Source organism: Polaribacter sp. OB-PA-B3, assembly GCF_054589375.1.
The window spans coordinates 235645-261134 of the sequence record NZ_BAAIIX010000002.1 but is presented as its reverse complement, the minus strand read 5'-3'; the positions used below and the strand labels follow the sequence as shown (position 1 = coordinate 261134).

Sequence of the window (25490 nt, the reverse complement as noted above, 5' to 3'; positions counted from 1 at the left end):
ATATTTCTACATTTGCAACTGAGTTGTATTAACAAAGAAATGAAATGATATTATTAAAAAAACAATCTGACCTATTAGGCACATATGCTAGTTCATTATGCCTAGTTCACTGTATCGCAACACCGTTGCTTTTTATCGGTCAAACTAAAATATTTAAATATCCTGATAATTTTTCTTCACTTTGGAAATCTTTAGATTATCTATTTTTAACTATTTCTTTTTTAGCTGTTTATTGGACAGCTAAATCAACAGATTTGCAGAAAATTAAGCCATTGTTATGGATGAGTTGGTTGGGTTTATTTACTGTAATAATTAATGAAAAATTAGAATTAATGCCAATACCAGAATTTGTAATTTATTTTCCAACTTTGGTTTTGGTATTTCTACACCTTTATAATAGAAAACATTGTAAATGTAAAACAGATAAATGCTGTATTAATGAATAATAAAAATCAAATTGAGATTATAGGAAATAACCATTTCTCTTCAAACATAAAAACACCATTACGCGAAGATGCTTTTGTAAAAACCGATGAAGAAAAGATAGAAAACATTTCATATCATTTTAAAAAAATAATGGAAGAAATTGGTTTAGATTTAATGGATGATAGTTTATCTGGAACTCCTTATCGTGTTGCAAAAATGTACGTTAAAGAACTCTTTTACGGATTAAATCCTGCCAACAAACCTAAAATATCAACCTTCGATAATAAATACGCGTATAAAAAAATGCTTGTAGAGCAAAACATTACTATAGATTCTGCATGCGAGCATCATTTTTTACCAATTATAGGTTATGCTAATGTTGCTTACATACCAAAAAGCAAAGTAATTGGTTTATCTAAAATAAATCGATTGGTAGATTATTACGCAAGAAGGCCACAAGTTCAAGAAAGGTTAGTATTACAAATTCTAAACGATTTACAAGAAATTTTAGACACAGAAGATGTAATTGTGTCTGTAACAGCCAAACATTTATGTGTATCATCTAGAGGCATAAAAGATCAAAATAGTTATACAACTACTTTAGAATATGGCGGAAAATTTGCCAATTCTGAAACGCGAAATGAATTTTTAAAAATAATTACTCAACAAAAATTATAATGATGATATCAAAAAAAGAAGTATTAAAAGCTCAAGATAATTGGGGTAGTGGAGTTGTAAAAATTGGATCTTTAAAAAATGATAGAACAGAATGTGAAGCCTTTACTAATAGTTTTTTAAACGATTTATATTCTTTTAAAAACGGACCCGTTTTATTTAAACCTACAAAATGCAAAATAGAACAATTTAGACCAACAAAAGAAAAAGCTCTTTCTTATTTTATTGCTGGCGAAAACCGTGCTTGTGAAGAAGATAATGGTTTTGCAATACAACCATGAACAAATGTTCGTTTTGAAAATACAAACTTAATTTTAGAAGAAAAGCGTGCCATTGCAATGGGTAATTATTTTTTTACTGATTTAAATGGTGATGAAGCTAAAGTAGAATATACTTTTGGTTACAAGTTAATTGATGGTAAATTAAAAATTGATGTACATCATTCTTCTTTTCCTTATAAAATGAATGCAGTAACATAATGCAAAAATGTCTTTTTCTTGTATGTCCTACAGATTGTCTAGAGCGTGTAATTAATAAAACGTATAACAACAACCATTATTTTTATACATCTTTAGGCAACTCTGTTCGATTTAATAAAGAAAACCTAGAAGCTATTAAAAAGTTAGTACTAAAAAATAAATTGAAAAAAATATTTTTTGTTTTATCTAATGAAAACAATATTATTTCTGATGCTATAGAAAAGCAAAACTTTATTACTACAAGAGGTTTAAACACATTATATTCAGAAATAAAAAAACAAAAGAACAATTCTAAAATGTGTTCTTTTAGAGGTATAAATCAAAGTTTGCTTTTATCTTATTATTTAAATTTAAAAATAAAAGAATTAAAAACAAAACTAGAAAAAATTGGCGTTAAATCAGTAAAAATTAATGGTAAAATTTATCATAATTTAGAACATAAATTTAAAAATATTTATCCGGATTTAATCTGCTTAAAAAAATATAATTTTAATTAAAACATTGGTTAAAAAGTTTTATACATAATAATATGCATTATAACAGAAGAAAATTTATTTCATTTGTAGGAAAACTAAGTATAGGTGCTGTTATAGCACCACAATTCTTAACTAGTTGCGGTAATCTTACAACACCTACAAAAAATTTTAAAGACATTTCTAAAAAACGATTAAAAGAATTAAGTAAATTAACTTTAAAAGGAATTAACCCTTCTAAAAAAGACGATTTATTATTAGCCAAAGGACTAAATTATCATTCTGTAATAAAATGGGGAGACAAAATTAATGCTAAAGATACCTTCGGATTTAATAATGACTTTACTTGTTTTATACCTCTAGACGACAACAATCCTAAAGATGGCTTGCTGTGGGTAAATCACGAATATGTAAACCCTTTATTTGTATCAAATTATAATAAATATAACACTATTGCTAAAACCAAAGCGCAAGTTGACAAAGAAATGTACAACGTTGGCGGTACTATTGTTAGAATTAAAGAAGAAAACGGCATCTGGAATGTAGTACAAAATGATGCATATAATAGACGTATTACCGCAAAAACACCTATAGCATTAAATTGGGATTTTCCCATTAAAGGAAAAACAAGCGTAATAGGAACCAATAGTAATTGTTCTGGCGGAATAACTCCGTGGAAAACCTTTATAACTTGCGAAGAAAATTATGATGGTTTCTGGGGGGAAACCAAATATGATGAGTTTAATAAACCATCTCACGTACCAAGTTATAACCAATGGGAAAACCATTATGATTATCCGCCAGAACATTATGGTTGGGTTGTAGAAGTAAATCCAAAAGATGGTTCAGCTCAAAAACATATAGCACTTGGTAGATTTGCCCATGAATGTTGTACTTTATTTGAATTAGAAGACAAACGTGTGGTAGCATATACTGCAGATGATAGAAATGATGAGCATTTGTATAAATTTATATCTTCGAAACCCGGTTCTTTAAAAGAAGGTACTTTATATGTAGCCAATACTATAAAAGGAGAATGGTTAGCATTAGATTGGGATAATCAACCTTTGTTAAAAAGTAAATTTAAAGATCAAACAGAAGTATTAATTAGAGCAAGAGAAGCTTCAAAAATTTTAGGAGCTACCCCTTTAAATAGACCAGAAGATATAGAAATAGACCCTATTTCTGGTAATATTTTTATTACGTTAACCAATAATAAACCTAAAGGTGATTACCATGGTTCCATATTAAAAATAGAAGAAAAAAACAATGCTTTTGATGCCTTAAACTTCAAAGCATCTACGTATTTGGTAGGAGGAGAAGAAAACGGTTTTTCTTGCCCAGACAATTTAGCTTTTGATATGTCTGGTAATTTATGGATTACCTCTGATATGTCTGGTAGTTCAATGAACAAAGCGGGTAAACCATATCTTTCTTTTAAAAATAATAGTCTTTTTGTAATACCAAGACTTGGTAAAGATGCAGGCAAAGTAATTAGAGTAGCATCGGCACCAACAGATGCAGAACTAACAGGACCTTGGTTTTCTCCCGACGGAAAAACCTTGTTTTTAAGTGTTCAACATCCCGGAGAACAAACAAAAGACTTAAAAAATCCAACTAGTAAATGGCCTTTTGACAAAGACAATATACCAAAACCAACCGTTGTTGCTATAAAAGGAGATCTAATTGAAAAAATGAATCGACTTCATCAAATAGAGAATTTCAATAAGTGATTTAAGTGTTTATTATTTCTATTTTTTTTAACATAAACATTTTGATAATTGTATTTTAAATATTAATTAAATAGTATAATTTTAGATTTTTAAAATAACCAACACTACTCAAATGAAATTTATCAATTTAATATGTTTATTTCTGTTGCTTACAGCTTGTAAAAAGACAGAAAATAACCTTACAAAAATTACTGCTAAAAATATTGCGATTGATAGTACCATAGCATCATCAGCAAAAATTGATAGTATTATAGCACCATATTCTAGAAAAATGATTGGTGAAATGGAAAAAGTATTGAGTTATGCTCCTTATAATTTTACTAAAAAAAGCGAAAACAGACAAAGCAATCTAGGTAATTTAATGGCAGATATGTGCTATGAGATGGCAAACGCTATTTTTAAAGATAAAACAGGCTCAGAAATTGATTTTTCAATGTTTAACAACGGCGGTTTACGTGCTATAATTTCTAAAGGAAATGTAACACAAGAAGATGCTTTTAATTTAATGCCTTTCGAAAACGAATTGGTTGTAGTACAACTATCTGGTGCTAAAATTGAAGAATTAGTAACGTATTTTATAGATTCTAAAAGTGCACATCCTTTATCTAAAGAAGTTGCATTACACATCAAAAAAGATGCTTATAGCTTACAAATTAAAGGGCAAAATTTTGATAAAAATAAAACCTATAATGTTTTAACATCAGATTATTTACAAGGTGGTGGAGATCGTATGAACTTCTTTAAAAACCCTATTCAACTTACTAAAATTGATTATAAGGTTAGAGATGCAATTATCCATTATTTTCAACAAACAGATACCATAAAAGCCACTATAGATAACCGTGTAACTTTATAATTATGAAAAGAAGAAACTTTATAAAACAATTAGGCGGTGCAGCTGCATTATCCATGGTAGATAGTTTGGCGATTCCTTTAATATCTGGTAATACACAAAGACAAATAACTATTTTACACACCAACGATACACATAGCCATATAGAGCCTTTTGATGCTGATCACAGCAGAAACCCAAATAGAGGAGGAGTGGCAAGAAGAGCAACCATTATAGAAAAAATTAGACAAGAAAATAAAAACACGTTGCTTTTAGATGCAGGTGATATTTTTCAAGGTACACCCTATTTTAATTATTTTGGTGGCGAGCTAGAGTTTAAGCTTATGAGTATGTTAAAATATGATGTGGCAACCATTGGAAATCATGATTTTGACAATTCTATAGAAGGTTTATACAAACAATTGCCCAATGCTAAATTCGATTTTGTGTCTGCAAATTACGATTTTAAAAATACCGTTTTAGATACGCATGTAAAACCTTATAAAGTTATTGTAAAAGATGATATTAAAATAGGAATCTTTGGTTTAGGTATTGAGCTTGAAGGATTGGTAGGCAAAAAAATGTACAAAGAAACTGGCTATTTAGATCCTATAGAAATTACACAAGACATTACTAAAAGGCTTAAAAACGAAGAAAACTGCGATTTGATTATCTGTTTATCTCATTTAGGATACTATTATAAAAATAATCCGAATAAAATTTCTGATTTAAACTTAGCAAAAGCAACCAAAGACATCGATTTAATTATTGGCGGACATACACATACCTTTTTACCAAAACCAACAATAGTTAAAAATTTAGATGATAAAAACATATTAGTAAATCAGGTTGGTGCTTATGGTATTAATCTTGGCCGAATAGATTTCTATTTTGACGAAAACAAAAATAAATCTGCTAACGGCACCACAATTTTGGTATAGTACCTAAAAAATTGCTTTTAGTATTTGTAACTTTTATATCTTTAATATTTATAGTGTTGTCTTTCTAAATGTATTGGGAGACATATGCTTTAACATTTTAAATTGCCTGTTAAAATTAGAGATATTATTAAACCCAGATTTAAAAGCAATTTCGTTAATAGATAAATCTTTATCCGTATTTAATAATTTACAAGCATTTTCTATCCGTAACTCTATCAAAAAACTACCAAAAGTTTTATTGGTTCGTTTTTTAAAATATTTACAAAAAGCATTTTTTGTCATGTTAGCAACACTTGCAACATCGTCTAAAGTTATTTTTTGATAAGCATTTTCTAATGTAAAATCAAATACATCCCGCATCCTTTTCCCTTCAATATCAGAATATTTTTTATGATAAACAAACGTTGAAAGAGGTGTTGATTTTGCTTTAGAAAAAACCTTTAGTATTTTTAAAAACAAAATAAATCGTTCTAATTTAGAGGCATCTTTTAGTTTTAGAAAGTTTTTTATAATATTTTTTTTATTGGTTTTAATCTCTAAACCTGGTAAAGTTTTAGATAAAAAATGTTTTATTTCTGTTAATTCATTCAATTTAAAAAAAGCATCTCCAAAAGATGCTTCTGTAAAAAATAAACTCAACATTTTAGAGGTCTCATTTGTATTTTTATCACTTTTAAATGCATGTGGTAAATTACTTCCAATAATAAAAATATCATTTTCAGAATAGCTAGAAACTTTATCTCCAACTAATAAAGTGCCTTTCCCTTTTTTAATATAACTAATTTGAATTTCGTCATGTTGATGTAATTTGTCATAAAATACAACCTCTATATCCTCTTGGTAAATTAGCGCATTGTTTTCTGGTTTCGGAATTTTAAAGGGTAAAACTTTCATTTTCAATAGTTGTATTCTAATCTAAAATTATTCAATAATACAAAATTATACCTTATTAAGGATAATATAGTATCTAAAGTGAGTAATTTAATCTTATTTAAGTGTTTGTGAACTCTTTAATTTTACATACAATAAAAATAAAATTATGAGTATACAATGGAATGGAGTAATGCCAGCTGTGTTTACATGGTTGAAAGAAACAAAGTCTGGTGCTTTTGAAATAGACTTTGATGCCACACAAAAACGGGCTGCAAGTATTTTAAAAGCGCAAGGAAAAAACGGAAGCAGAATGAGCGGACTTGTTGGTTCTGGTACCTTAGGTGAAAACAGCTACTTAAGTACAAAGCAACGTTTTTCTTTACTTAAATCCCTTTCTATGGTTGCTAAAGAATTCAATGTTCCGTTGATTAGTGGAGCCGCAGCAGCAACTAAAGAAGAACTTGCTAAAATTGTAGAAGGACTTGCTATAGTGGGCGTTGATACCGTTATGGTTATGCCACCAACAACAAAGGCGGTTCCTTCTGAAAAAGAAATGTATGAGTATTATGCCCTTTCTGAAACAACAGCAAAAGAGGTAGGCGTAACAATTATGCCGTACAACAATCCTGATGCAGCAGGTTATCATGCGCTCTCAACAGATCTCTTAAGAAGACTATCTGTGCTTCCTAAAGTTGCTGCTCTTAAAATATCAACAATAGATGTTTCAATCATTGAAACGTTGTTGTTAGAAAACAAAGACTTAAAAATATTGGCGGGTGTAGACACCGTTACTGTATACGCAGGACTTGCAGGAGCCAGTGGTGGTATTACTGGTGTGGGTACTATTTTTCCAAAAGCAAGTATTACGATGCAAGAATATGTTGTAAACGGAGAGTGGGCAGAGGCAATTAAAATTTCGCAGGCTTTAAATTCTTTATCCTATCTAGATGCTCAGCCACTGCTTATGGAATATCTTAAGCTTGCCATGGGAATTCATCATAATGATGTAGATGGAGGACTTCGAACTTATGGTAAGAAATTAACCCAACAGCAAATTAATGATGTGCGTGCAAGATATTTATTAGCAAAAGAAAGACTAGATGTTTTAGGTTTATTAGGTGATTCCTTTTAAAATTAAAAAAAAGAGAGAGCTTCATCTTTATAGTAAACAACATGCAAACCTTATAAAACGTACATGATAATTATAGAGTTTTAATGAGAAAAGGTTGTTCATCTTAAGGTAGTATTTTAATCAAAGCTAGTGCAAAAATAAGGGAACCAGAGAGTTATAAAAATGACAAAAAAATTCAAAAAATAAGTAAAAATGATATCAGGAAAAAACTATATAGGCAACCAATTATCTGCCAACGGAACCAAAACATACAAAACCTTTAATCCGGAATTAAACGCAGAAAATAGCACTGTTTTTACAGAAGCCACAACAAAAGAAATTGATGACGCAGTAAATTTAGCCACAAAAGCCTTTAAAGAATATAGAACCGTTTCTGGAATTAAAAAAGCGGAGTTTTTAAATGCAATTGCAGACGAAATTTTAGCCTTAGATGATCAATTGATAAAAACGTATTGCCTAGAAACAGGTTTGCCAGAAGCCAGAGCAAAAGGAGAAAGAGGCAGAACAATAGGGCAATTGCAAAGTTTTGCTAATTTAGTTGCAGAAGGTTCTTGGGTTGAAGCAACTATAGATACTGCACAACCTAATAGAGCGCCTATGCCAAAATCTGATATCAGAAAAATGTTAATTCCTTTAGGGCCTGTTGTTGTTTTTGGTGCCAGTAATTTTCCTTTGGCTTTTTCTACTGCCGGTGGAGACACGGCTGCAGCTTTAGCTTCTGGTTGTCCGGTTATTGTAAAAGCGCACCCAATGCACACAGGTACAGGAACATTAGTAGCATCTGCAATTATTAAAGCTGCTGAAAAAACAGGAATGCCAAATGGTGTGTTTTCTAATTTAAATGCTAGCGGCATAGAAGTTGGGCAACAATTAGTGGCACACCCCAAAGTAAAAGCTGTTGCTTTTACAGGAAGTATTAAAGGAGGTAGAGCCTTATTAGATTTGGCTTCTAAAAGAGCAGAACCTATTCCTGTTTTTGCTGAAATGGGTAGTATAAATCCGGTTATAATTTTACCAAATGCATTAGAAAATAGACAAGCAGACATTGCTAAAACTTATGCAGGTTCTATTACTTTAGGTACGGGCCAGTTTTGTACAAATCCTGGGTTATTATTAGGTATTAAAAGTGATGCTTTTACAAGTTTTATAAAGAATGTATCAGAAGAGGTATTAAAAATATCTCCGTCTTGTATGCTTCATCCAAATATTAAAAAAGGCTACAATACCAGCAAAGAAAAAGTAGTATCACAAGACAACGTTACTATTACTGCAAACTATACATTAGATGTTCAAAATAATTATGCAGCACAAGCTATTGCTACAGTAACTGGAAAAACATTTTTAGAAAACCCAACCTTACATTTAGAAGTTTTTGGGCCTTTTTCTATGATTGTACAATGTGACAATGCAAAAGAACTAGAAACAGTTATCAGTAGTTTAGAAGGGCAATTAACAGGAACTGTAATTTCTGATGAAAAGGAAGTGGCCAACTACCCAGCAGTAATAGCAGCACTGCAAAACAGAGTAGGTCGTATTATTTTTAACGGTGTCCCAACAGGGGTAGAGGTTTGCGAATCTATGGTTCATGGTGGTCCTTATCCTGCATCTACTGATAGTAGATTTACTGCTGTGGGTATTGGCTCTATTAAACGTTGGGTTCGTCCATTTAGTTATCAAGATTGGCCAAATAATATGTTGCCAAATGAATTAAAAAATGAGAATCCTTCTAATATTTTTAGAGTGGTGGATGGGGTAAGAACTAAAAATTAAAAAATGAGTAAGCATACGTTTGTTTGTATAGATGCGCATACTTGCGGCAACCCTGTTCGAGTTATAAAAAGCGGGGGTCCGGAATTAGTTGGAAAGACCATGAGCGAAAAAAGACTTCATTTCTTAAAAGAATATGATTGGATTAGAAAAGGCTTGATGTTTGAGCCCCGTGGACATGACATGATGAGTGGTAGTATTTTATACCCTCCTCACGATCCAGAAAATGACTTTGCTATTTTATTTATAGAAACCTCTGGTTGCCTACCCATGTGTGGACATGGTACAATTGGTACCATTACAATTGCTATAGAAGAAGGTTTGATACAACCTAAAATTCCAGGAAAAATTAAAATGGAGGCTCCTGCTGGCTTGGTAGAAATTGAATACAAGCAAACCAATAATAAAGTAGCATGGGTAAAACTAACCAATGTAAAAAGCTATTTAGCGGCAGAAGATTTAACCATTGATTGTCCAGAATTAGGAGTGCTTACTTTTGATGTTGCTTATGGCGGAAATTATTATGCCATTATAGATCCGCAAAAAAACTTTTCTGGGGTCCATAATTTTACCGCAAATAAGATTATTCAATATTCTCAAATAATGCGTGATCGCATTCACAAAAAATATGCAAATTTATTTGTGCATCCAGAAAATGAAAATATAAAAAATGTATCGCATTTGTTATGGACTGGTACGCCTTTAGATAGTACCTCTAACGGAAGAAATGCAGTGTTTTATGGTGACAAAGCCATTGACAGAAGTCCTTGCGGAACCGGTACTTCTGCACGTTTAGCACAATTGTATGCCAAAGGAAAATTAAACATAGGAGAAGCATTTGTACACGAAAGTTTTATTGGTAGCAAGTTTATAGGTCGTGTAGAAAAAGAAACACTTTTAGATGGTAAAATGGCTATAATACCAAGCATACAAGGGTGGGCAAAAGTTTTTGGTAAAAATACCATTACCATAGATGATCAAGATGATCCTTATGCACATGGTTTTCAGGTTATTTAATTTGAAAAAGCCCCCTTTTTTCTTTAGAATAGAACGTTTACTTAAAAAAAAACAAACAATATTAAAGTCTTAAAAATAAATTTAAGAGCACAAGAATGAATAAAAATGTATTAATAATTGGCGGAGGCATAATAGGCTTAAGTACGGCTTATTATCTTTTAGAAGAAGGTCATCATGTAACTATTATAGATAAATCTAACTTTTCTAGTGGTGCCTCTTATGTAAATGCTGGCTATATAACCCCTAGCCATTTTATTCCGTTAGCTGCACCGGGTATGATTCAAAAAGGGGTAAAGTGGATGCTGAATCCAACTAGTCCTTTTTACATAAAACCTCGATTAGATGCTGCTTTTTTAAAATGGACTTGGGCATTTAAAAAATCTGCTACGAAAGCTAAAGTAGAAAAAGCAATTCCGGTACTTAAAGACATTAATATTTTAAGTAGAGATTTGTACGAAAGTATAAAAGCATCTAATGCTTTTAACTTTCATTATGAACGTAAAGGATTGTTAATGTGCTATCAATCAGACAAAGTAGGTGAAGCAGAATGGGAGGTAGGCAAACGCGGTATTGAAGAGGGCTTGCATGTAAAAAATTTAACTAAAAAAGAAGTAGCTGTATTAGAACCCAATGCAAATTTAGATATTAAAGGTGCTGTTTATTTTGATTCGGATGCACACATGACACCTACAGATTTTATGCCAGAAATGATTGCCTATTTAAAAACCAAGGGCGTAATATTTTATGCCAATGAAACGGTAAAAGATATTGAAGTTAGCAACGGTACGATTTCTAAAATAAAAACAGACAAACAAGTATTAAAAGCAGATGAGGTGGTGTTAGCTGCCGGAAGTTGGAGCCCTTTATTAACAAAAAAAATAGGGTTAAAAATACCCATTCAAGCTGGTAAAGGATACAGAATTAATGTAAGCAGAGAAACGGGTATTACCATACCTGCCATATTATGCGAAGCCAAAGTAGCAGTAACTCCCATGCAAGGGTTTACGCGCTTTGCGGGTACTATGGAAATTGCAGGAATCAATCATCAAATAAACCCTCTTAGAGTGCAAACCATTGCCAATGCCGCAGCAAAGTATTATGGCAACTTAAAGATTACAGATGCTGAACAAAAAGCAGCAGATTGTGGTTTAAGACCTTGCTCTCCAGACGGTTTACCCTACATAGGTAAATCTTCTAAATGTACCAATTTAACAATTGCAACTGGGCATGCAATGATGGGGTGGAGCTTAGGACCCGTAACAGGAAAATTGGTTTCTGAAATAATTTCACATAAAAAAACTTCTTTAAATTTAAATCCTTTTCATCCCGATAGATTGTTTTAATTTTGTGGTGTGTTGATTTAAAAAGACACTTTTTTTACAGTATCGTAATTATAAATCAATAACAACCAGCCATAAAAAAAGCGTTTAGTATAATGCACAATTATAGACATCACAATATTGGTGTAATACATCTTAAACTGTTGTACTTATTTATAAATGAAAAATTAACTTGAAAAAATTATAAAAATTTTAGGTCGTTTATAAAAACTTTGTATATTCGCACACCTTAACAAAACAAGGTTCTTTTTTTACCATAATGGCTACTATTAAAATAGCCTTACTGGGTCATAAAATTGAACAAAAGGGGAGATACTCAAGCGGCCAACGAGGACGGACTGTAACTCCGTTGACTATGTCTTCGCAGGTTCGAATCCTGCTCTCCCCACAACTTGTTTTTTCTTCTAAACACTTTAAAATCAATACAACTTTTAACTAATATTTTACGATTACCAAACGCTCTTTGCTTTGATAGTAATCTAAGATTTTAGCATTTTTTATAAGATTTTTTACCCACTGTAAAGTCTATAAAATAGTACCTTTTAGACATATAAGGCTATTTTTTAAATTTTAGATTCACAAATAAAAAATAGATATCTTAGGTAAAAAATGAACACCAATTTCATCCTAATTTAACCTATAAGAATTAATTTAAATTTAATAAACAGTTCAATTAAGATAAAATCAAAACAGTATATTTGACTTGTAACAATACAAAAACGCATACATATTATACGTTGCTTTAAATAAAGACTTAAGGTTATTATTTTGTAAGCCGCTGCAAATTATTATAAGATGAAAAAACTAATAATTCCTATTTTACTAATCACATTTCTTTTTATTGGTTGTAAAGAAAAAATTAACCTAGAAAATACTTTACAAACACATTTTAAATATGCAAAAGATAGTGAGATATTAATTAGTGCACATCGCGGAGGAAAAGGATATGCTGGTTATCCTGAAAATTGCTTAGAAACTATGCAATATATTAAAAAACATATTCCTAATGCCTTATTTGAAATTGATGTAGCTAAAAGTAAAGATGGGGTATTACTATTAATGCATGATAATTCGCTAGAACGAACATCAACGGGTTTTGGTAGGGTAGATCAAAACAATTGGGAGGCAATGGCACCATTGCAACTTAAAGATGATTCTAATACCATTGTTGATTTTAAAATTCCTTTGTTTAAGGAAGTATTGGATTGGGCAAAAAGAGAAAATGCGATACTTACTGTAGATATTAAGCGAAGTGTAGACCCAGTAGAGGTGCTACATTTTATAGAAAAAAACAACGCTTTAAACCAATCGGTTATCATTACCTATTCTTTAAAAACGGCTCAAAAGCTCTATAAATTAAATCCGAATGTGATGCTATCTGTAAGCATTAGAAATATGGAGGAATTTAATAGAGCAGCCAATTCTGGTATCACTTGGGCTAATATGGTTGCTTTTACAGGCACAAGACTTTCAGATACTAAATTGTATAACAAATTGCATTCTAAAGGAGTGCAATGCATGCTGGGTACTTTGGGGAACTTAGATAAGAGCGCCGCGGCAAAAGGCGATCATCTATATAGAGAATGGGCAACCCTAGGAATTGATATTTTTGCAACTGACAGACCACTTGAAACTAAAAAAGCACTTAAATCTTATAAAAATTAAGCTCTTTGTTTGAAGTCATATTACTTTATACAAATCAATTCGTTTTATACAAACCAGTTGAAATGTTAAACAATATAATTGTATCATCATATTCTGCATTATCTAACTTTAGTTTTTGATTAAAAGCAAACATAGTTTCAACAGTTTCTTAAAAAAAATTATACTACAATTTTAATACAACATTTTTTTTGCAATAACCTAGAAGGGAAGCATAATACGTGGTATAATAGCATTGTCCTAAAAATTATTTCTTTTAAAATCAGTATTTTATATGGTCTTGTACTTGGGTATCGTTTACAAGCAATTTAACTAACTTTTAATAACCATACGCAACCCCGTATTTATACCTGAAAAACAATACTTATCAAAAAATTAATTATATTTAGGCTAACTTACTCAATTCCAAAAGAGTATGTAATTAAGAAAAAGTAATTATGAAAAAAGAAAAAAAGCAAAAACCTACTGCATTAAACAAGCATTTACAGTACGATGCACAGTTACTAGAAAATGAAGTATGGTTAACTACAGAGCAAGCCATGGCGCATTTAAATGTAAGCCGAAGCACCATGTATCGTTTACGCAAACAGCACAACATACCTAGTTTTAAATTAGGCCATAGTCCCATGTATCCGAAACATTTATTAAATAAATTGTTTATTACCAAGGCATTGGGCAATGTAAAAATATAAATTGATTTTATAGATTTTAAATCGGTTGTTAAAAAAAAACCTGACTTTTAGCCACATAAAACAGGTGTTTACACAAAACTAATAGCTAGTTGCATGCAAACACCTTGTAAACATGTTTTAAATATTACCTCATATAATGTTGTTAGAGTACCGTAACTGATCCCATGTAAGTACTTATAGCCGCATAGTTGGTTGCAGGTTTGCTAAAAGAAGCCCAAATTTCTACATTAAAAGTTGCCATAAAATTGGGTAGTGTTACAATGGCTGTGGTAGCGCTTCTATCAGCTACAGTTGTATTGGTATAAAACAAATTTAAATCGGGTGCATATACCACAACCATTAAGGTATCGGTTGCAGTAGCTTTACCTTGTCCGCTATTGTCTTGCCAACTAAAGTTTAAGGTTTGGTCTGCTGCTGCTGCCACTGCACCACCATCTATCCCTCTTAAATCTCCTTTGCTTATCAATACTTTTGGATAATCCATTACGGCACCTCGTGGTGTATTTATCACTGCGTTTTTAAGATGGTAAGAGGTTGCCAAATTAGCGCGCGATCTATCACCTTGGGCACTGCCAAAATAACTATTCAAAATTTCTACAATCGGACTTAAAAACCCAATTACAGTTTTAAACTTTTGGCGTTGTTCTACTTGTTTTTCTGTTGCTGTATAATTACCACGTTGTGGTAAACTACGCATTACGTTTTTACCCCTCCATCTAGAGCCTACTACGTTACCTACTTTTCCAGAAAATCCGCCTAAGATGCCTTTTTCAAATGTTGCCATAATACTTTTTTTTTATGATTAATAGATGCCAAACATACAGGCTAAAACACATAACTACAAGCACTTGACCACTACTGACACGTATTGACACAAACTGACCGTTTGTAAACGCTTTTGATTCTTAATGACCCCATTTAACTTGCATAGACACCCTATGATACAGTTTGACACCTACTGACACATATATGCTATTTTTATAGTGTTTTATTCGAGTTTGCTTCGGGGTTTGTTCGGGAGCGGGTAGTGGCTATTTTTAAAAAATGGACTTTTTAAAGAGAAAACTGCTTGCAGAGTGGGGTAATGGTGCCAACATTTTGTTTACATATACTAAGTGCACCTATTATATTAAGATGCTAGACGCTTGGTAAGGCACTTTTATGAAATCGAATTTACTAGCATCTTTAGCAACTTACTTGTAGTATTTTATACAGCCGAATGGTGTATGTGGTTTGAAAAAATAAATATATAAAGTCAACAAAAAGTAAATCTGTAGAATGTTGTTTTATATTGCTAAACGGTCTCGGCTATGAGTAGTTGCGTGGTTTAGCGATTAACTTTACAGGTACACTCCAAGTTGGAAATTACATAGGAATTTCCATAGTAGGCGAGAACAAGCAATTACTCATAACCATTGTTGGCAGTAGTGTTTTTAATTGAATTAAGTTCATTTTTCGATATTCAGCTTCTTCTTATAAAATTTGGTTGAAAAAAATATCAATATAGTTCCAATTATTGTAGGCATAATAAAATTTAGAGTTGTATTTCCAAATAAATCTTGGATAGATACAAAAGCTGTTGTAGCTGCTATAAACGAAATAAACATTCTTGTAAAATGTTCAAAATACCAGTCTAATTGTCCGTAAATCTGTTTTTTTAATGGTTTGAGCAAAACATACTTAAAAATATCTTGAACTGTGACAAAAGTAAATATACCTCCAAATACTGAGAAAATAATCCAATACGATTCGGACCCTTTTATAAATAGATTAATTGCATAACCAAGCATTACTATCGCTAAAAGTCCTCCGAATATAAATGTAGATTTTTCAAAAATTGTAATTCCGCTGTTTTTCAGTTTTCCTATTCTTGAACCGGTCAATGCAAAATAAAACCCAAAGATTCCGACAATTGTAATTAAAACCCCACCTAGATAAGCCCCAGATATAAGAACAACTAACCAAGAATATAAATATACATTCCCTAGAATTTTATGAATTTTTCCACCTTTCTTTAGAAATATTTGTAATAGCCCAGAGATAAAAATTATTATTCCTGTAATTGTGTGTGTCAGTAAAATCGATTCTCTATCCATTTCTATGTACTTATAAATTCAGGTGTTTTTACACATTACTGCCATCGGTTTTGTATATGATACGTTGCGTGGTTTAGCGTAAATTTAGCAAATAAAAACTGAATAAAAAATCCGCAAGGATTTTCGTAAATAGGCTAGAACTAGCCATTAATTATATGTGCTGTTGGGTTTAGTACTATATTCAATTCCGATTAATTCATATAATTCAGCCATTCCAGAAAGTTTTTCTTCTGATATTTTTATTTCCATAGGAAAAGTGTTTTGTAGAAGTTTGGTCAAATTAATTACAGAATGGATAGGTAATTCAATTCGGTCAGTCACATACATTTTATAAATAGTATTACCTAAATCGCTTTCTGTGTCTTTTTTAATCAGAGTCAATTTGTAACACTCGAATCCTTTTATTTCTTTTCTATCTTTTCTATTTTTAATTATTTCGTATTCGTGGTTATTATCAAATAAGTCATATTTTTTGTAATTCACAGATTTTGATTTGTCGTAATAACTTAAAATTCCACTATTTTTTTGAATCATAAAGTAATCGCCAATTATTTTACCTTTTTGTTTGGTATAACGCCAAATAGAGTCATTTTGAATTTCCACATAAATTTCCGTTTCAGATGTTTGAGGTAGAAAATCAGTCATTTTCATTTCTTTGAGTTTTTATTCATCAAAGAATCTTCTCCATTAGGTTTGTAAGTTGCATCATTTAGAGAATTCGTTTTTGATTCCAAATTCGATATTCCACTTTGGGAAGAAACCATAGATTTTTTGAAAACAAACTTTGTAGGTTTAGAATTGTTTTCTTTCAGTTTTTTTGTTGATGAGCAACCAACTAAAAATAGAAATATTAAAATGTAGTTAGTCTGTTTCATTTGTATTAAACCCAACGGTTAGTATATGAAAAGTAGCGGGTTTTAAACACTAGCTTTTCGGAAAAGCAATATACTTAAATTAAAGGTAATAGCGGTTCAGGTTTGTACCTAAACCGCTATTTTTTATATACATTGTTGGTATCCGTATTTTTATTTATGCTTATGTTTCGGCTCCCAAATGAGTCTTACGAAAGAACTAAACCTTTCATTTTCTCTACTTACAGGAATTCCTGCTACAATTCCAACCAATAAGTTGTCGGCTATTCCTAAACGCATTTGTGGTCGTATTGTCATATCAAAGTCGCTATTGTCAATAGTTTTGTTAAATTCAATACCTATAAAATTTCTTGTGCCTGTAATCATATAATGAAAACTTGTGTTGATATCATAAGTCGTATGAAATTCATTGGTAATGAAATTCTGTTCAATCATTGGACCTGTATATATCAATGAATGAAAATTGTTACCCCAACGTTTTGCAACAACAAAAAACGGATTATAGATATTTCCTTTAATGAAAGGACTTCCAAAGTTTCTGAAATCCGACAATTCAAACTCGTTGATATATCCAATTGCCATTGATGTTGCCATTGGCTCACTAACAAAAAAAGACCATTGAGTAGCTATTTTAATGCTATTTAATCTATTTGAAGGTATTGAATCTCGACTTACACCACTTTGTGGGGAATAAAAAGTGAATGGTAGTTCAACTTCAAATCCTAATCTGTTGATAGGTGCCCATTCATATTCAATTAGAGCTTCATAAGCATCAAATTTTAAGTTATCTGTTAAGCCTAAACCAACGTTCCACTCTTTTTCTCCTTTTCTTGCCCCTAAATCTCGAATTAAGTCAATATAGAGTGGTTCAGCGTGTAGAACTTTGTCAGGTTCTTTATGGTCTTCTACTTGTTGGATATAAATACTGTCCTTTTCAGTCTTTGTAATTTGTGCAATTGAATATGTTGAAGATGCCAATAGTATTATTAGCACTAATAATTTTTTTAAATTCATTTTGATTTGTTTTTTAAGCATTAAGAAATATTCCCACTACTATTAAATAGGTGAGAATTAGTAAAATTGTAAAACAAATCAAATCTTGGGTGGTGGACTGTCTATTTTATTGAAGCCTTTTGATAATCGAGCTGCAAAATCAGGATAAAGTTTTTTTCTTTCGTCAATTAGGCTTTGTTCGAATTTATCTGCCTGAATAACGTGCACTAAAAAGTCTATTTTAATATTTTTCTGCTTGTTGTGGTCTTCGGTGTCGTGGTCATCGTATTCTTTAATAGCATCTTCATAACCCAGTACTTTTTCAAGAATTAATTCAATAATACTTTCTTGGTCATTGAATGATAAATCTTCAGGAATATGTTCAGGGTTTGGGTCTGCAGAATCAACACTTATGTTGAGAAGATATAAACCCATTAGTCCACAAAGGATTTTCGTAAATACGCTATTTCTTATTCGACTTAACACAGTTCAAAAGTAATGTTTTTTAGTCGGTTTTCATATATGGCTACCCACTAGTTATATGAAATCAAATATATTGTATTTTGATTTTATTTACTGGTATAACAGCACTTTTTTATTATTTAATAATTAACATAATAGTAGAGCTTATAAATAGAAACAGCCATCTACTTTGGTACTATAGTCTAAAAATAATTAAAGTCTTTGCCAAGTATTTCTCTTATCGTTTAATTACGTTTGGCTTGTATTCGGTTTTTCTTTCAAATTATAGCCAACGAGTTAACATTTCGATTTTATGATGGACTTATTACTAATTTAATTTGTAAAACAGGTGTTGCTTGTGTGATGTCAATAAATCTGATAGCGCCTTGATCCCAAATGCTTTCAATGATATACTTTTTATCTGCAGTTAACACCCAATTTTCTGGACTAGATAAGAATATAGATGGTTTAGAGAGAAAGGTGTTTTTTGAAATTTCATATTCAGGATTGCCCGTTAGGGAGCATACAATAAGCATTTTATCATCCGAAATGTTATCAAAAAATTCTTTTATGGATGTTATCTTTAAAAAATCATCTTTTTTTCCTTTTTCTGTACAAATAGCTTCTATATCATTTACATCAATTTGAAAATCACCGTGACTTCCGTGATAGCCATCTTTGTTTCGAACTTGTATGTTTTCATGTATCCAATTGCTATACCTATAATCATAAAATACGTTGAATTGAAAATTATGCTTTTGAAGATAATTCAGTTCAGAGTTGATTCTATCACGTACCTTTTTTAAACGGATTTCTTTTTGAAGTAAAATACGCTTTTGCTTTAAGGACTCCACTTTATTATGATCCATATTAAATTTTAATTAAAATTCACCATCTTAAGTTATTAAATTCAAGCAAACGAGTTTAAATATTAGTTGCATGGTTAAGCAACTAATTTAGCAAATACAAACCAAATAGAGAATCTACAAGGATTTATGTAAGTAGGCGAGTACTAGCAATGAAATATACACGGTATTGTGCACTGTTTATTTATTATTCTCAGTTTTTAGGATTTGAATTATTTTTTCAAACATAATATTTTTAATTTCTGTATCTGATAAGTTTAAACCAATTTCATTTGTAATCTCTTGCAGTTGTTTTCTAGTCAAATAATCTCCTAAACTCCCAATATTTCTATTCGCATTTTTTTGTCTAATATTTTCTGTATCTATAAACAAAATCTTTTTCTTCTCCCCATTTTCATCCTTCCAATTTTTGTTCCATTTACTAGATTCTCCTATTAAAACTCCAGCTAAACCTCCACCATAGTTATTGCTTGATGATTTTAAAATGTTAGGAGAGTTTTTGTCAATAATTATAGCACAATATTTCCCTTCGATGTCAAGTTTTCCAAAATAGTTCCAATGATTGACATCTCCAGAGTATCCTAAATTGAAATATTTATTTCCATTATATTCTATTATCCAAGCTGACATTCCTCTCTTTATTTTTATACCAGTATTTAAATCAAATACACCTTTAATTTTAATATGCTGGTTACTTCTTTCTTTAATTAAAATACCAGCTTCAACACTTTTGTTTGAGATATAATCTTCAGTTGTTTCATACAGTTTTGCTGGTTCTAATGTATGTAGTTCAGTTGAAGGGATTTTTTGGATTCCGCAAGAAGTTGTAATTAGTATTGTTAATAGTATAATAGTTTTTTTCATAGTACAAGGTTTTAATAGTGCACAACGTGTTTGCTTATGATTACGTTGCGTGTTTAAACTACTAATTTAGCAAATACAAACCGAATAGAGAATCCGTAAGGATTTATGCAAGTAGGTGAGTACTAGCCATTAATTATACAGGGTGCTGCAGGTAGTTTTTAATCCCAATTTTCTTTCAAGCGATATACTTTTCCAGATTCCTCTAATTCATCATCTAAATTATCGTCATATTGGAAATTTTGAACTTGCCATTTATCTTTTGGCTTGTAAAACACAAATGTAAATCTAACAGGTTGTCTGTCATATTTAATCATATAACTCACTAGTTTATAACTTTCTCCAACGCTTTTTTCTATAATCTTTTCGTAGCCATAATAATCCCCAACTAATCCAAGAAAACTGGTTAATTGAGTTTTCAGATTTTCAATTCCGTCTTTATTTCGGTCCAACATCCATTTGTTAGTTCTGAAAGCAAAATCTACAGCTTTTAGAGGTGACTTTTCATATGTTTTAAAAAATTCCGTTGTGATTTCTTCTGGCGTTGTTTGTGCTTTCAAAATATTTGTCGACAAAACAGTCAAAATTATAAAGGCATAAAGTTTAATTTTTCTATTCATTTAGTTTGTTTTTACATTACACGCAACGTTGTTGTATATGGTTTGTTGCGAGTTTTAAGCAGTGAATTTAGTAAATAAAACACAAACGGTGAAAATCCGAAGGATTTTCCAAGTGAGCTAAGAACAGTAATTAATTGTACCCAGTGTTAGTGGTAGTTTTTCTTTTCCTTTTTTCTAAATAAGTTGCCAATTCGTCTAAAAATATTTTGTTTTTTGATGATTACTACTTCTCCAAGTAAAACTTCATCTTCTATCATTTTCACTTTAATAAATTCTGTTTTTTCATTTATTTTAATTTCTTCTCTTTCAAATCCAAGATAGGACGCTAGCATTATTGGTTCTTTTTTAAAATCTTTCTTGTGAATATTAATCGAAAAATTCCCATCATAATCAGTTTCTGTTTTATATAGAAGTTTTTTAAAATGAATAGATACACCAGGTAAACCTTCATTTTTATCAGATATATTTCCTTTTATTTGTATTGAATCTGTTTGTTTCTCGTTTTTTTTAAGTTCCTTATTTTTCAATATAGAACTTTCAAACTTATTAATTTCGGATATTTTATTTTGACTAAATGTAGGTGTAGATAATGACAAAAAAGTCGAAACTCCTAAAAGAATTCCTGCTTTTGAATATTTAGTGTTTTGCAATGATAAAATATCTTGATCTAATTGTTCTGGCTTAAATTTTCCACAAAGCTTTTTATTACTATCTAAAATTTTTGCAAGATTATAATTAGACGTGTTTGTAAAATCAAAAATTTCCTTTTTGCAGTTTGAACAAAATGCACCTTTTTCTGTTGGAGTCATTTCACTCCATTTTTCATTACAAGGTTTTGGTATTTTAATTTCGTATCTCATTTTTTCAATGTCTAGTCCTGAAATATGGCTACAGGTTAAAATTGAATTAAGCTGATAATTTATATACCATATTTGGTGTTTTATAGTCTAAAGATAAGTGTAATCTTATTTCGTTGTATAAATTAATTGCATTTTTTGCGGCTCTCTTAGCGTGAGCCACGTTATTAAAGGTTTGGTCGAGATAAAATTCATCTTTTAAGATCCCATTTACACGTTCAGCCATTGCGTTTTCGTAACAATGATTTTCTTCGGTCATACTAATATCTATTTTCTTTCTTTTTAATATTTGAGTATATACATTACTGCAATATTGTATTCCTCTGTCTGAATGATGAATAAGTTGTTTAATTTTTTTAGCTTGATAAATTGCCTTATTAAGTGCTCTGACACATCCTTTTAGTTCTAAGCTGTCACTAAGATCATACCCAACTATTTTTCTAGAATGCATATCAGTTATTAAAGCCAGGTAACAGAAGCCTTTTACGGTTCTAATATAAGTTATGTCACTAACCCATACTTGGTTAGTTCTATTCACTTCTAAGTCTTTAATAATGTTCTTATATTTATAAAAACGATGATATGAGTTAGTTGTTCTCGCACTAGTTTTCTTTCTAAGTGTTAGCATTTGGTGTTTTCTAAGAATATTAAAAAGAGTATCTCTACCAACTTTAATATTGGCTTTAGTAAAATCTATATCTAAGGATTTAATAAGTTTACGGACGCCTTCTCTAGGAAGGGATTTGCGTCTTTTTCTAACGATATTTATAATTTGTTGTTCTAGTTTTAAACGTTTATCAGCTCTAGATTTGTATTTGTAATACGCATTACGCTTAAGTCCAAAACAATGAGTTATAGTCGTTAAAGAAGCAAATCCCTTAGCTTTTTCTTTAGCTTTTATTAAGGCTTTATACTTAGCTTTTTTTTTAGCTCATTAACTGACTTGTAGCCTAGATCTTCTGCAGCTACTTCTAGATAAGAATCTTGTACCATAGCATCTAAATCCTTTTTAAGCAGTAGTTTTTTAAGCTGTTCAATCTCTTTTTGAAGTGCTTTAATTCTCGATATTTCGTCTTTTGTTTCCACTTTTACTCTGGTGTTCATTAAGTCTTTACGATTATACTTTTTAATCCACACATTTACTGTTGTAGGTGCAATTGAGTAGAGTTTACAAAGTTCGCTCTTTGTGTGTTTCCCGATTGTAAGTTCGGCTAAAATTTTTAATTTAAAAGGTTCACTGTAACGTCTAATTACTTTGTCATTTCTATACATAATGTTTAAAATTATGTAGCCTTATTTCAGGACGGGTCACAATTGCGACTAACGTTAGAGTATATGGTTTGTTGCTTGGTTTCAACAACTAATTTAGTAAATAATTACCTACCGAGAAAGTACGCGAGGATTTATGTAAGTAGGCGAGTACTAGCAATAAAATATACACGCTGTTGTATGTAGTTTTTAATTTTCTTTTTAGAACAAATAATCAACAACCACATAGTCCATAAACTTTATAAATCTGTTTATTTCCTTTTTTATCAACTAGAACTAATTCCGCATTATATGTTGTACTCTCATAACCTTCATCAATCTGAATTTTATTTTGAATGTAAGCAGTATAGTTCTCATTCTTGTATTTGTCTTCTTCTGGTTTGAGAAAAACAATTTTGCTATCAATTGAAATTAAACAGTTGTCTTCAAAGTCATCAAAGTATATATATTTTTCCGAATCATATTCCTTTTTAGAGTTAGAGAAAAGACAAGAACATCCATATAATGACTCTGGTATTTCAGATAAATCAAATGTAGTAATGTCAATTTTATCTTTTTGATTATTACAACTCAAAGCAATTAAAAAAGTGAGGATTAGAGAAAAGTATTTCATTATTTTTATAATTAAGTTTGCGGCGTTGTTAGATTACGCACAACGTGTTTGTATAAGCTTAGTTGCGTGTTTTAAGCACTGAATTTACTAAATTAATCACGAACGGCGAAATTCCGAAGGAATTTCCCAAGTGAGCCAAAACCAGCAATTAAGTTTATACGGTGTTGTGGTGTCGTTTTTTTATTTCCTAAATATTATTCGTTAACAATTAATTTTATAAGTTGTTGTAGTTCGCTTTTTTCTCCAATTTTTAAATTCCATTTTCACGATAACTTCTTGAATTCCGTGTATTTTTTCTTTAAAATTGAATTCTGTTTTATAAACAATTCCATATTTTTCATAGAATTCATCTATTTCATTTTTCTCATATTCTGAATTATATAATTCCGTTCTGAATTTATTAAGTTTATTATAACCTACTGCTAAAAATGTAACTCCTGTACTTATAATTCCATATGAATAGTATAGAGTATAAACACTATGAAAGTTTTCTCGAACAAAGAAATTTCCTCCAATTATTAAAAAAAAACCAATTATTATAATAAAGTAAAAACTCAAATGAACTGATTTTTTCTTTTTTCTTATTCTCTCTAATTCAAGATTGGTTCTTTCTAATTTTTCCTGAAACTTGTTATTCAAGTTAATTTTTGGACAAATATTCTTAAATTCAGGTTTTTTACTTGTTAATCTACAAGTCAATCCATTTTCAAGATTTGTGATTTCATTCTCACATAAATTACAATGTTTTGAATAATTCATCTTTTATTTTTCAGGTCGATTGTGTTTTTTTTGATTTCGGCTCTTAAATGCACCACAACTAGTTATATACAATCAAATATATTGTATTTTGATTTTATTTACTGGTATAACAAAACTTTTTTATTATTTAATAATTAACATAATAGTAGAGCTCTCAAATAGAAACAGCCATCTACTTTAGTACTAGCGTCTAAAAATAACTAAATTCTCAAGCCAAGTATTTCTCTTATCGTTTATTTACGTTTGGCTTGTATTCTGTTCTTATTTCAAACTACACTCAACGTATTAACCTACAGCTTATTAAATAGTTTAAACTTCTTGTTTAGTAAATAAAAAGTCCTCACAAATCTTCGAAATAGGTGAGGACTTAGCAATAAATTATATAAGATGTTATGGTTAGTTTTTATTCTTTTAAAACGATTATTGTCTCAATAACCTTATTTTTTTCGTCAACGTTAACTTTTGTAATATTTCCATTTTTCATATAATTCATAAAAGCCGTTTTTTTAGAGTTTTCTAAAGTAACTTTCACATATTTTGTATCAACTCTTTTTAAAGAACCTGTTAATGCATCAACTCCCCAGCCAATAATACTAAAACCATTTAGAATACTAACAAGATTAAATTTACTGTCCATAACAACTACTTTTTCTTTATAATTGTCTAATTTAAAATCAATTCTATCTTCCGCTTTAACTTTCAATTGAATTGGTGTTTGTCCCTTTTCAAATCCATTAACAAAAATTTTTGCTCCTGGAGGATCAGTTTCAAACATTACTTTTCTTTTTGAACCAGTAAAAATTGATGCGCAACTTGTAGTTAGCATTATTGTCATTGCCATTGCAATAATTGATAATTTTTTTTTCATTATTTTAATATCTAATTAAATTTACCTACTTCTATTTATAGTCTTTGTTCAGTTTAATTCCGACTTTTTAGTATAATTTATTACTATACAAATGAGATAATTTTTAATTAGATAGTATTACGGGTTTCCTCATTCTAACTTAAATATTATATAAGTTACTTGTTATCAAAAAGGTAAAATTAAAATTTATTGAGTCAACCAATTTCAAGAATATTCATTCTTTCAAATTTTTGTCAACCTGTTAACATAAGGTTTGTTAAGTAGTTTAAACTTCTTATTTAGAAAATAAAAAGTCCTCACAAATTTTCGAAA

Annotated in this window: 29 protein-coding genes and 1 tRNA gene; 15 read left to right on the top strand and 15 right to left on the bottom strand. The window is 30.4% G+C overall.

The genetic code is table 11. The features are described 5' to 3' along the window. The first annotated feature begins 44 nt into the window (after positions 1 to 44). The 8 genes from ACYPV9_RS04890 (at position 45) to ACYPV9_RS04855 (ending at position 5559) form a co-directional block, all read left to right on the top strand. Positions 45 to 446, top strand: a complete 402-nt coding sequence (locus ACYPV9_RS04890; protein ID WP_299060434.1) for a MerC domain-containing protein — start codon at positions 45 to 47, stop codon at positions 444 to 446. After that, positions 439 to 1104 carry a GTP cyclohydrolase I FolE gene (gene folE, locus ACYPV9_RS04885; protein ID WP_459742018.1) on the top strand — a complete coding sequence of 222 codons (666 nt, stop codon included), beginning with the start codon at positions 439 to 441 and terminating at the stop codon, positions 1102 to 1104. The genes ACYPV9_RS04890 and folE overlap by 8 nt, the downstream gene beginning before the upstream one ends. Beyond that, positions 1104 to 1382, top strand: a complete 279-nt coding sequence (locus ACYPV9_RS04880; RefSeq protein WP_459742016.1) for a hypothetical protein — start codon at positions 1104 to 1106, stop codon at positions 1380 to 1382. Before folE ends, ACYPV9_RS04880 begins: the two co-directional genes overlap by 1 nt. 57 nt (positions 1383 to 1439) lie before the next feature. Next, positions 1440 to 1580 (top strand): hypothetical protein, encoded by a 141-nt coding sequence (locus ACYPV9_RS04875; RefSeq protein WP_459742014.1) that lies wholly within the window; start codon positions 1440 to 1442, stop codon positions 1578 to 1580. Next, on the top strand, positions 1580 to 2077 hold the full coding sequence (locus ACYPV9_RS04870) for a hypothetical protein (protein WP_459742012.1): 498 nt from the start codon (positions 1580 to 1582) through the stop codon (positions 2075 to 2077). Before ACYPV9_RS04875 ends, ACYPV9_RS04870 begins: the two co-directional genes overlap by 1 nt. Before the next feature lie 32 nt (positions 2078 to 2109). Next, positions 2110 to 3786 carry a PhoX family protein gene (locus tag ACYPV9_RS04865; RefSeq protein WP_459742011.1) on the top strand — a complete coding sequence of 559 codons (1677 nt, stop codon included), beginning with the start codon at positions 2110 to 2112 and terminating at the stop codon, positions 3784 to 3786. Between the two features lie 112 nt (positions 3787 to 3898). Continuing rightward, entirely contained in the window at positions 3899 to 4642 is a 744-nt protein-coding gene (locus ACYPV9_RS04860; RefSeq protein WP_459742009.1) for a 5'-nucleotidase C-terminal domain-containing protein, read from the top strand. A gap of 2 nt (positions 4643 to 4644) precedes the next feature. Beyond that, on the top strand, positions 4645 to 5559 hold the full coding sequence (locus ACYPV9_RS04855; protein ID WP_299060451.1) for a bifunctional metallophosphatase/5'-nucleotidase: 915 nt from the start codon (positions 4645 to 4647) through the stop codon (positions 5557 to 5559). Positions 5560 to 5607: 48 nt separating this feature from the next. Here the strand turns inward: ACYPV9_RS04855 and ACYPV9_RS04850 are convergent, their stop codons facing one another. After that, positions 5608 to 6453, bottom strand: coding sequence for an AraC family transcriptional regulator (locus tag ACYPV9_RS04850; RefSeq protein ID WP_459742006.1), 846 nt, complete (start codon positions 6451 to 6453; stop codon positions 5608 to 5610). A 145-nt stretch (positions 6454 to 6598) separates the two neighbouring features. Between ACYPV9_RS04850 and ACYPV9_RS04845 the strand changes: the two genes are divergently transcribed. The 7 genes from ACYPV9_RS04845 to ACYPV9_RS04815 all read left to right on the top strand — a co-directional run bounded on the left by ACYPV9_RS04845 (position 6599) and on the right by ACYPV9_RS04815 (position 14042). Then, on the top strand, positions 6599 to 7564 hold the full coding sequence (locus tag ACYPV9_RS04845; protein ID WP_459742004.1) for a dihydrodipicolinate synthase family protein: 966 nt from the start codon (positions 6599 to 6601) through the stop codon (positions 7562 to 7564). 192 nt (positions 7565 to 7756) lie between these two features. Continuing rightward, entirely contained in the window at positions 7757 to 9334 is a 1578-nt protein-coding gene (locus tag ACYPV9_RS04840) for an aldehyde dehydrogenase (NADP(+)) (protein WP_299060461.1), read from the top strand. 3 nt (positions 9335 to 9337) lie between these two features. Further along, positions 9338 to 10348 carry a 4-hydroxyproline epimerase gene (locus ACYPV9_RS04835; RefSeq protein ID WP_459742002.1) on the top strand — a complete coding sequence of 337 codons (1011 nt, stop codon included), beginning with the start codon at positions 9338 to 9340 and terminating at the stop codon, positions 10346 to 10348. A gap of 95 nt (positions 10349 to 10443) precedes the next feature. Then, the gene (locus tag ACYPV9_RS04830; protein WP_299060466.1) at positions 10444 to 11691 is read left to right on the top strand and encodes an NAD(P)/FAD-dependent oxidoreductase; all 1248 of its coding nucleotides are present in this window, start codon (positions 10444 to 10446) and stop codon (positions 11689 to 11691) included. A gap of 303 nt (positions 11692 to 11994) precedes the next feature. Next, positions 11995 to 12076 (top strand) — tRNA-Tyr (locus ACYPV9_RS04825). 407 nt (positions 12077 to 12483) lie between these two features. Continuing rightward, a complete protein-coding gene (locus ACYPV9_RS04820; protein ID WP_459742000.1) occupies positions 12484 to 13353 on the top strand; it encodes a glycerophosphodiester phosphodiesterase family protein in 870 nt (289 codons plus the stop codon). 434 nt (positions 13354 to 13787) lie between these two features. Next, a complete protein-coding gene (locus tag ACYPV9_RS04815) occupies positions 13788 to 14042 on the top strand; it encodes a helix-turn-helix domain-containing protein (protein ID WP_299060470.1) in 255 nt (84 codons plus the stop codon). A 142-nt stretch (positions 14043 to 14184) separates the two neighbouring features. Here the strand turns inward: ACYPV9_RS04815 and ACYPV9_RS04810 are convergent, their stop codons facing one another. The 14 genes from ACYPV9_RS04810 to ACYPV9_RS04745 all read right to left on the bottom strand — a co-directional run bounded on the left by ACYPV9_RS04810 (position 14185) and on the right by ACYPV9_RS04745 (position 25178). Continuing rightward, positions 14185 to 14826: a DUF6266 family protein gene (locus ACYPV9_RS04810; RefSeq protein WP_299060472.1), complete on the bottom strand. Its 642-nt coding sequence runs from the start codon at positions 14824 to 14826 to the stop codon at positions 14185 to 14187. 664 nt (positions 14827 to 15490) lie between these two features. After that, positions 15491 to 16138: a hypothetical protein gene (locus tag ACYPV9_RS04805; protein WP_299060475.1), complete on the bottom strand. Its 648-nt coding sequence runs from the start codon at positions 16136 to 16138 to the stop codon at positions 15491 to 15493. Positions 16139 to 16285: 147 nt separating this feature from the next. Then, a complete protein-coding gene (locus ACYPV9_RS04800) occupies positions 16286 to 16789 on the bottom strand; it encodes a hypothetical protein (protein ID WP_459741997.1) in 504 nt (167 codons plus the stop codon). Positions 16790 to 17163: 374 nt separating this feature from the next. Beyond that, positions 17164 to 18024, bottom strand: coding sequence for an HAEPLYID family protein (locus ACYPV9_RS04795; RefSeq protein ID WP_105072293.1), 861 nt, complete (start codon positions 18022 to 18024; stop codon positions 17164 to 17166). 78 nt (positions 18025 to 18102) lie between these two features. Next, positions 18103 to 18438, bottom strand: coding sequence for a hypothetical protein (locus ACYPV9_RS04790; protein ID WP_459741994.1), 336 nt, complete (start codon positions 18436 to 18438; stop codon positions 18103 to 18105). Positions 18439 to 18776: 338 nt separating this feature from the next. Then, on the bottom strand, positions 18777 to 19319 hold the full coding sequence (locus tag ACYPV9_RS04785) for a hypothetical protein (protein WP_459741992.1): 543 nt from the start codon (positions 19317 to 19319) through the stop codon (positions 18777 to 18779). A gap of 192 nt (positions 19320 to 19511) precedes the next feature. Further along, positions 19512 to 20195, bottom strand: coding sequence for a hypothetical protein (locus ACYPV9_RS04780; RefSeq protein WP_459741990.1), 684 nt, complete (start codon positions 20193 to 20195; stop codon positions 19512 to 19514). Between the two features lie 158 nt (positions 20196 to 20353). Further along, positions 20354 to 20812, bottom strand: coding sequence for a hypothetical protein (locus ACYPV9_RS04775; protein ID WP_459741988.1), 459 nt, complete (start codon positions 20810 to 20812; stop codon positions 20354 to 20356). A 146-nt stretch (positions 20813 to 20958) separates the two neighbouring features. Then, a complete protein-coding gene (locus tag ACYPV9_RS04770; protein ID WP_459741986.1) occupies positions 20959 to 21672 on the bottom strand; it encodes a carboxypeptidase-like regulatory domain-containing protein in 714 nt (237 codons plus the stop codon). A 46-nt stretch (positions 21673 to 21718) separates the two neighbouring features. After that, positions 21719 to 22570 (bottom strand): IS3 family transposase, encoded by an 852-nt coding sequence (locus ACYPV9_RS04765; protein ID WP_459742633.1) that lies wholly within the window; start codon positions 22568 to 22570, stop codon positions 21719 to 21721. Next, positions 22570 to 22941 (bottom strand): transposase, encoded by a 372-nt coding sequence (locus ACYPV9_RS04760; RefSeq protein ID WP_459741984.1) that lies wholly within the window; start codon positions 22939 to 22941, stop codon positions 22570 to 22572. The genes ACYPV9_RS04765 and ACYPV9_RS04760 overlap by 1 nt, the downstream gene beginning before the upstream one ends. 211 nt (positions 22942 to 23152) lie before the next feature. After that, positions 23153 to 23551, bottom strand: a complete 399-nt coding sequence (locus ACYPV9_RS04755; protein WP_459741982.1) for a hypothetical protein — start codon at positions 23549 to 23551, stop codon at positions 23153 to 23155. Between the two features lie 201 nt (positions 23552 to 23752). Beyond that, a complete protein-coding gene (locus tag ACYPV9_RS04750) occupies positions 23753 to 24310 on the bottom strand; it encodes a hypothetical protein (RefSeq protein WP_459741980.1) in 558 nt (185 codons plus the stop codon). A 403-nt stretch (positions 24311 to 24713) separates the two neighbouring features. Beyond that, positions 24714 to 25178 carry a PEGA domain-containing protein gene (locus ACYPV9_RS04745; RefSeq protein ID WP_299060541.1) on the bottom strand — a complete coding sequence of 155 codons (465 nt, stop codon included), beginning with the start codon at positions 25176 to 25178 and terminating at the stop codon, positions 24714 to 24716. Positions 25179 to 25490: the final 312 nt, after the last annotated feature.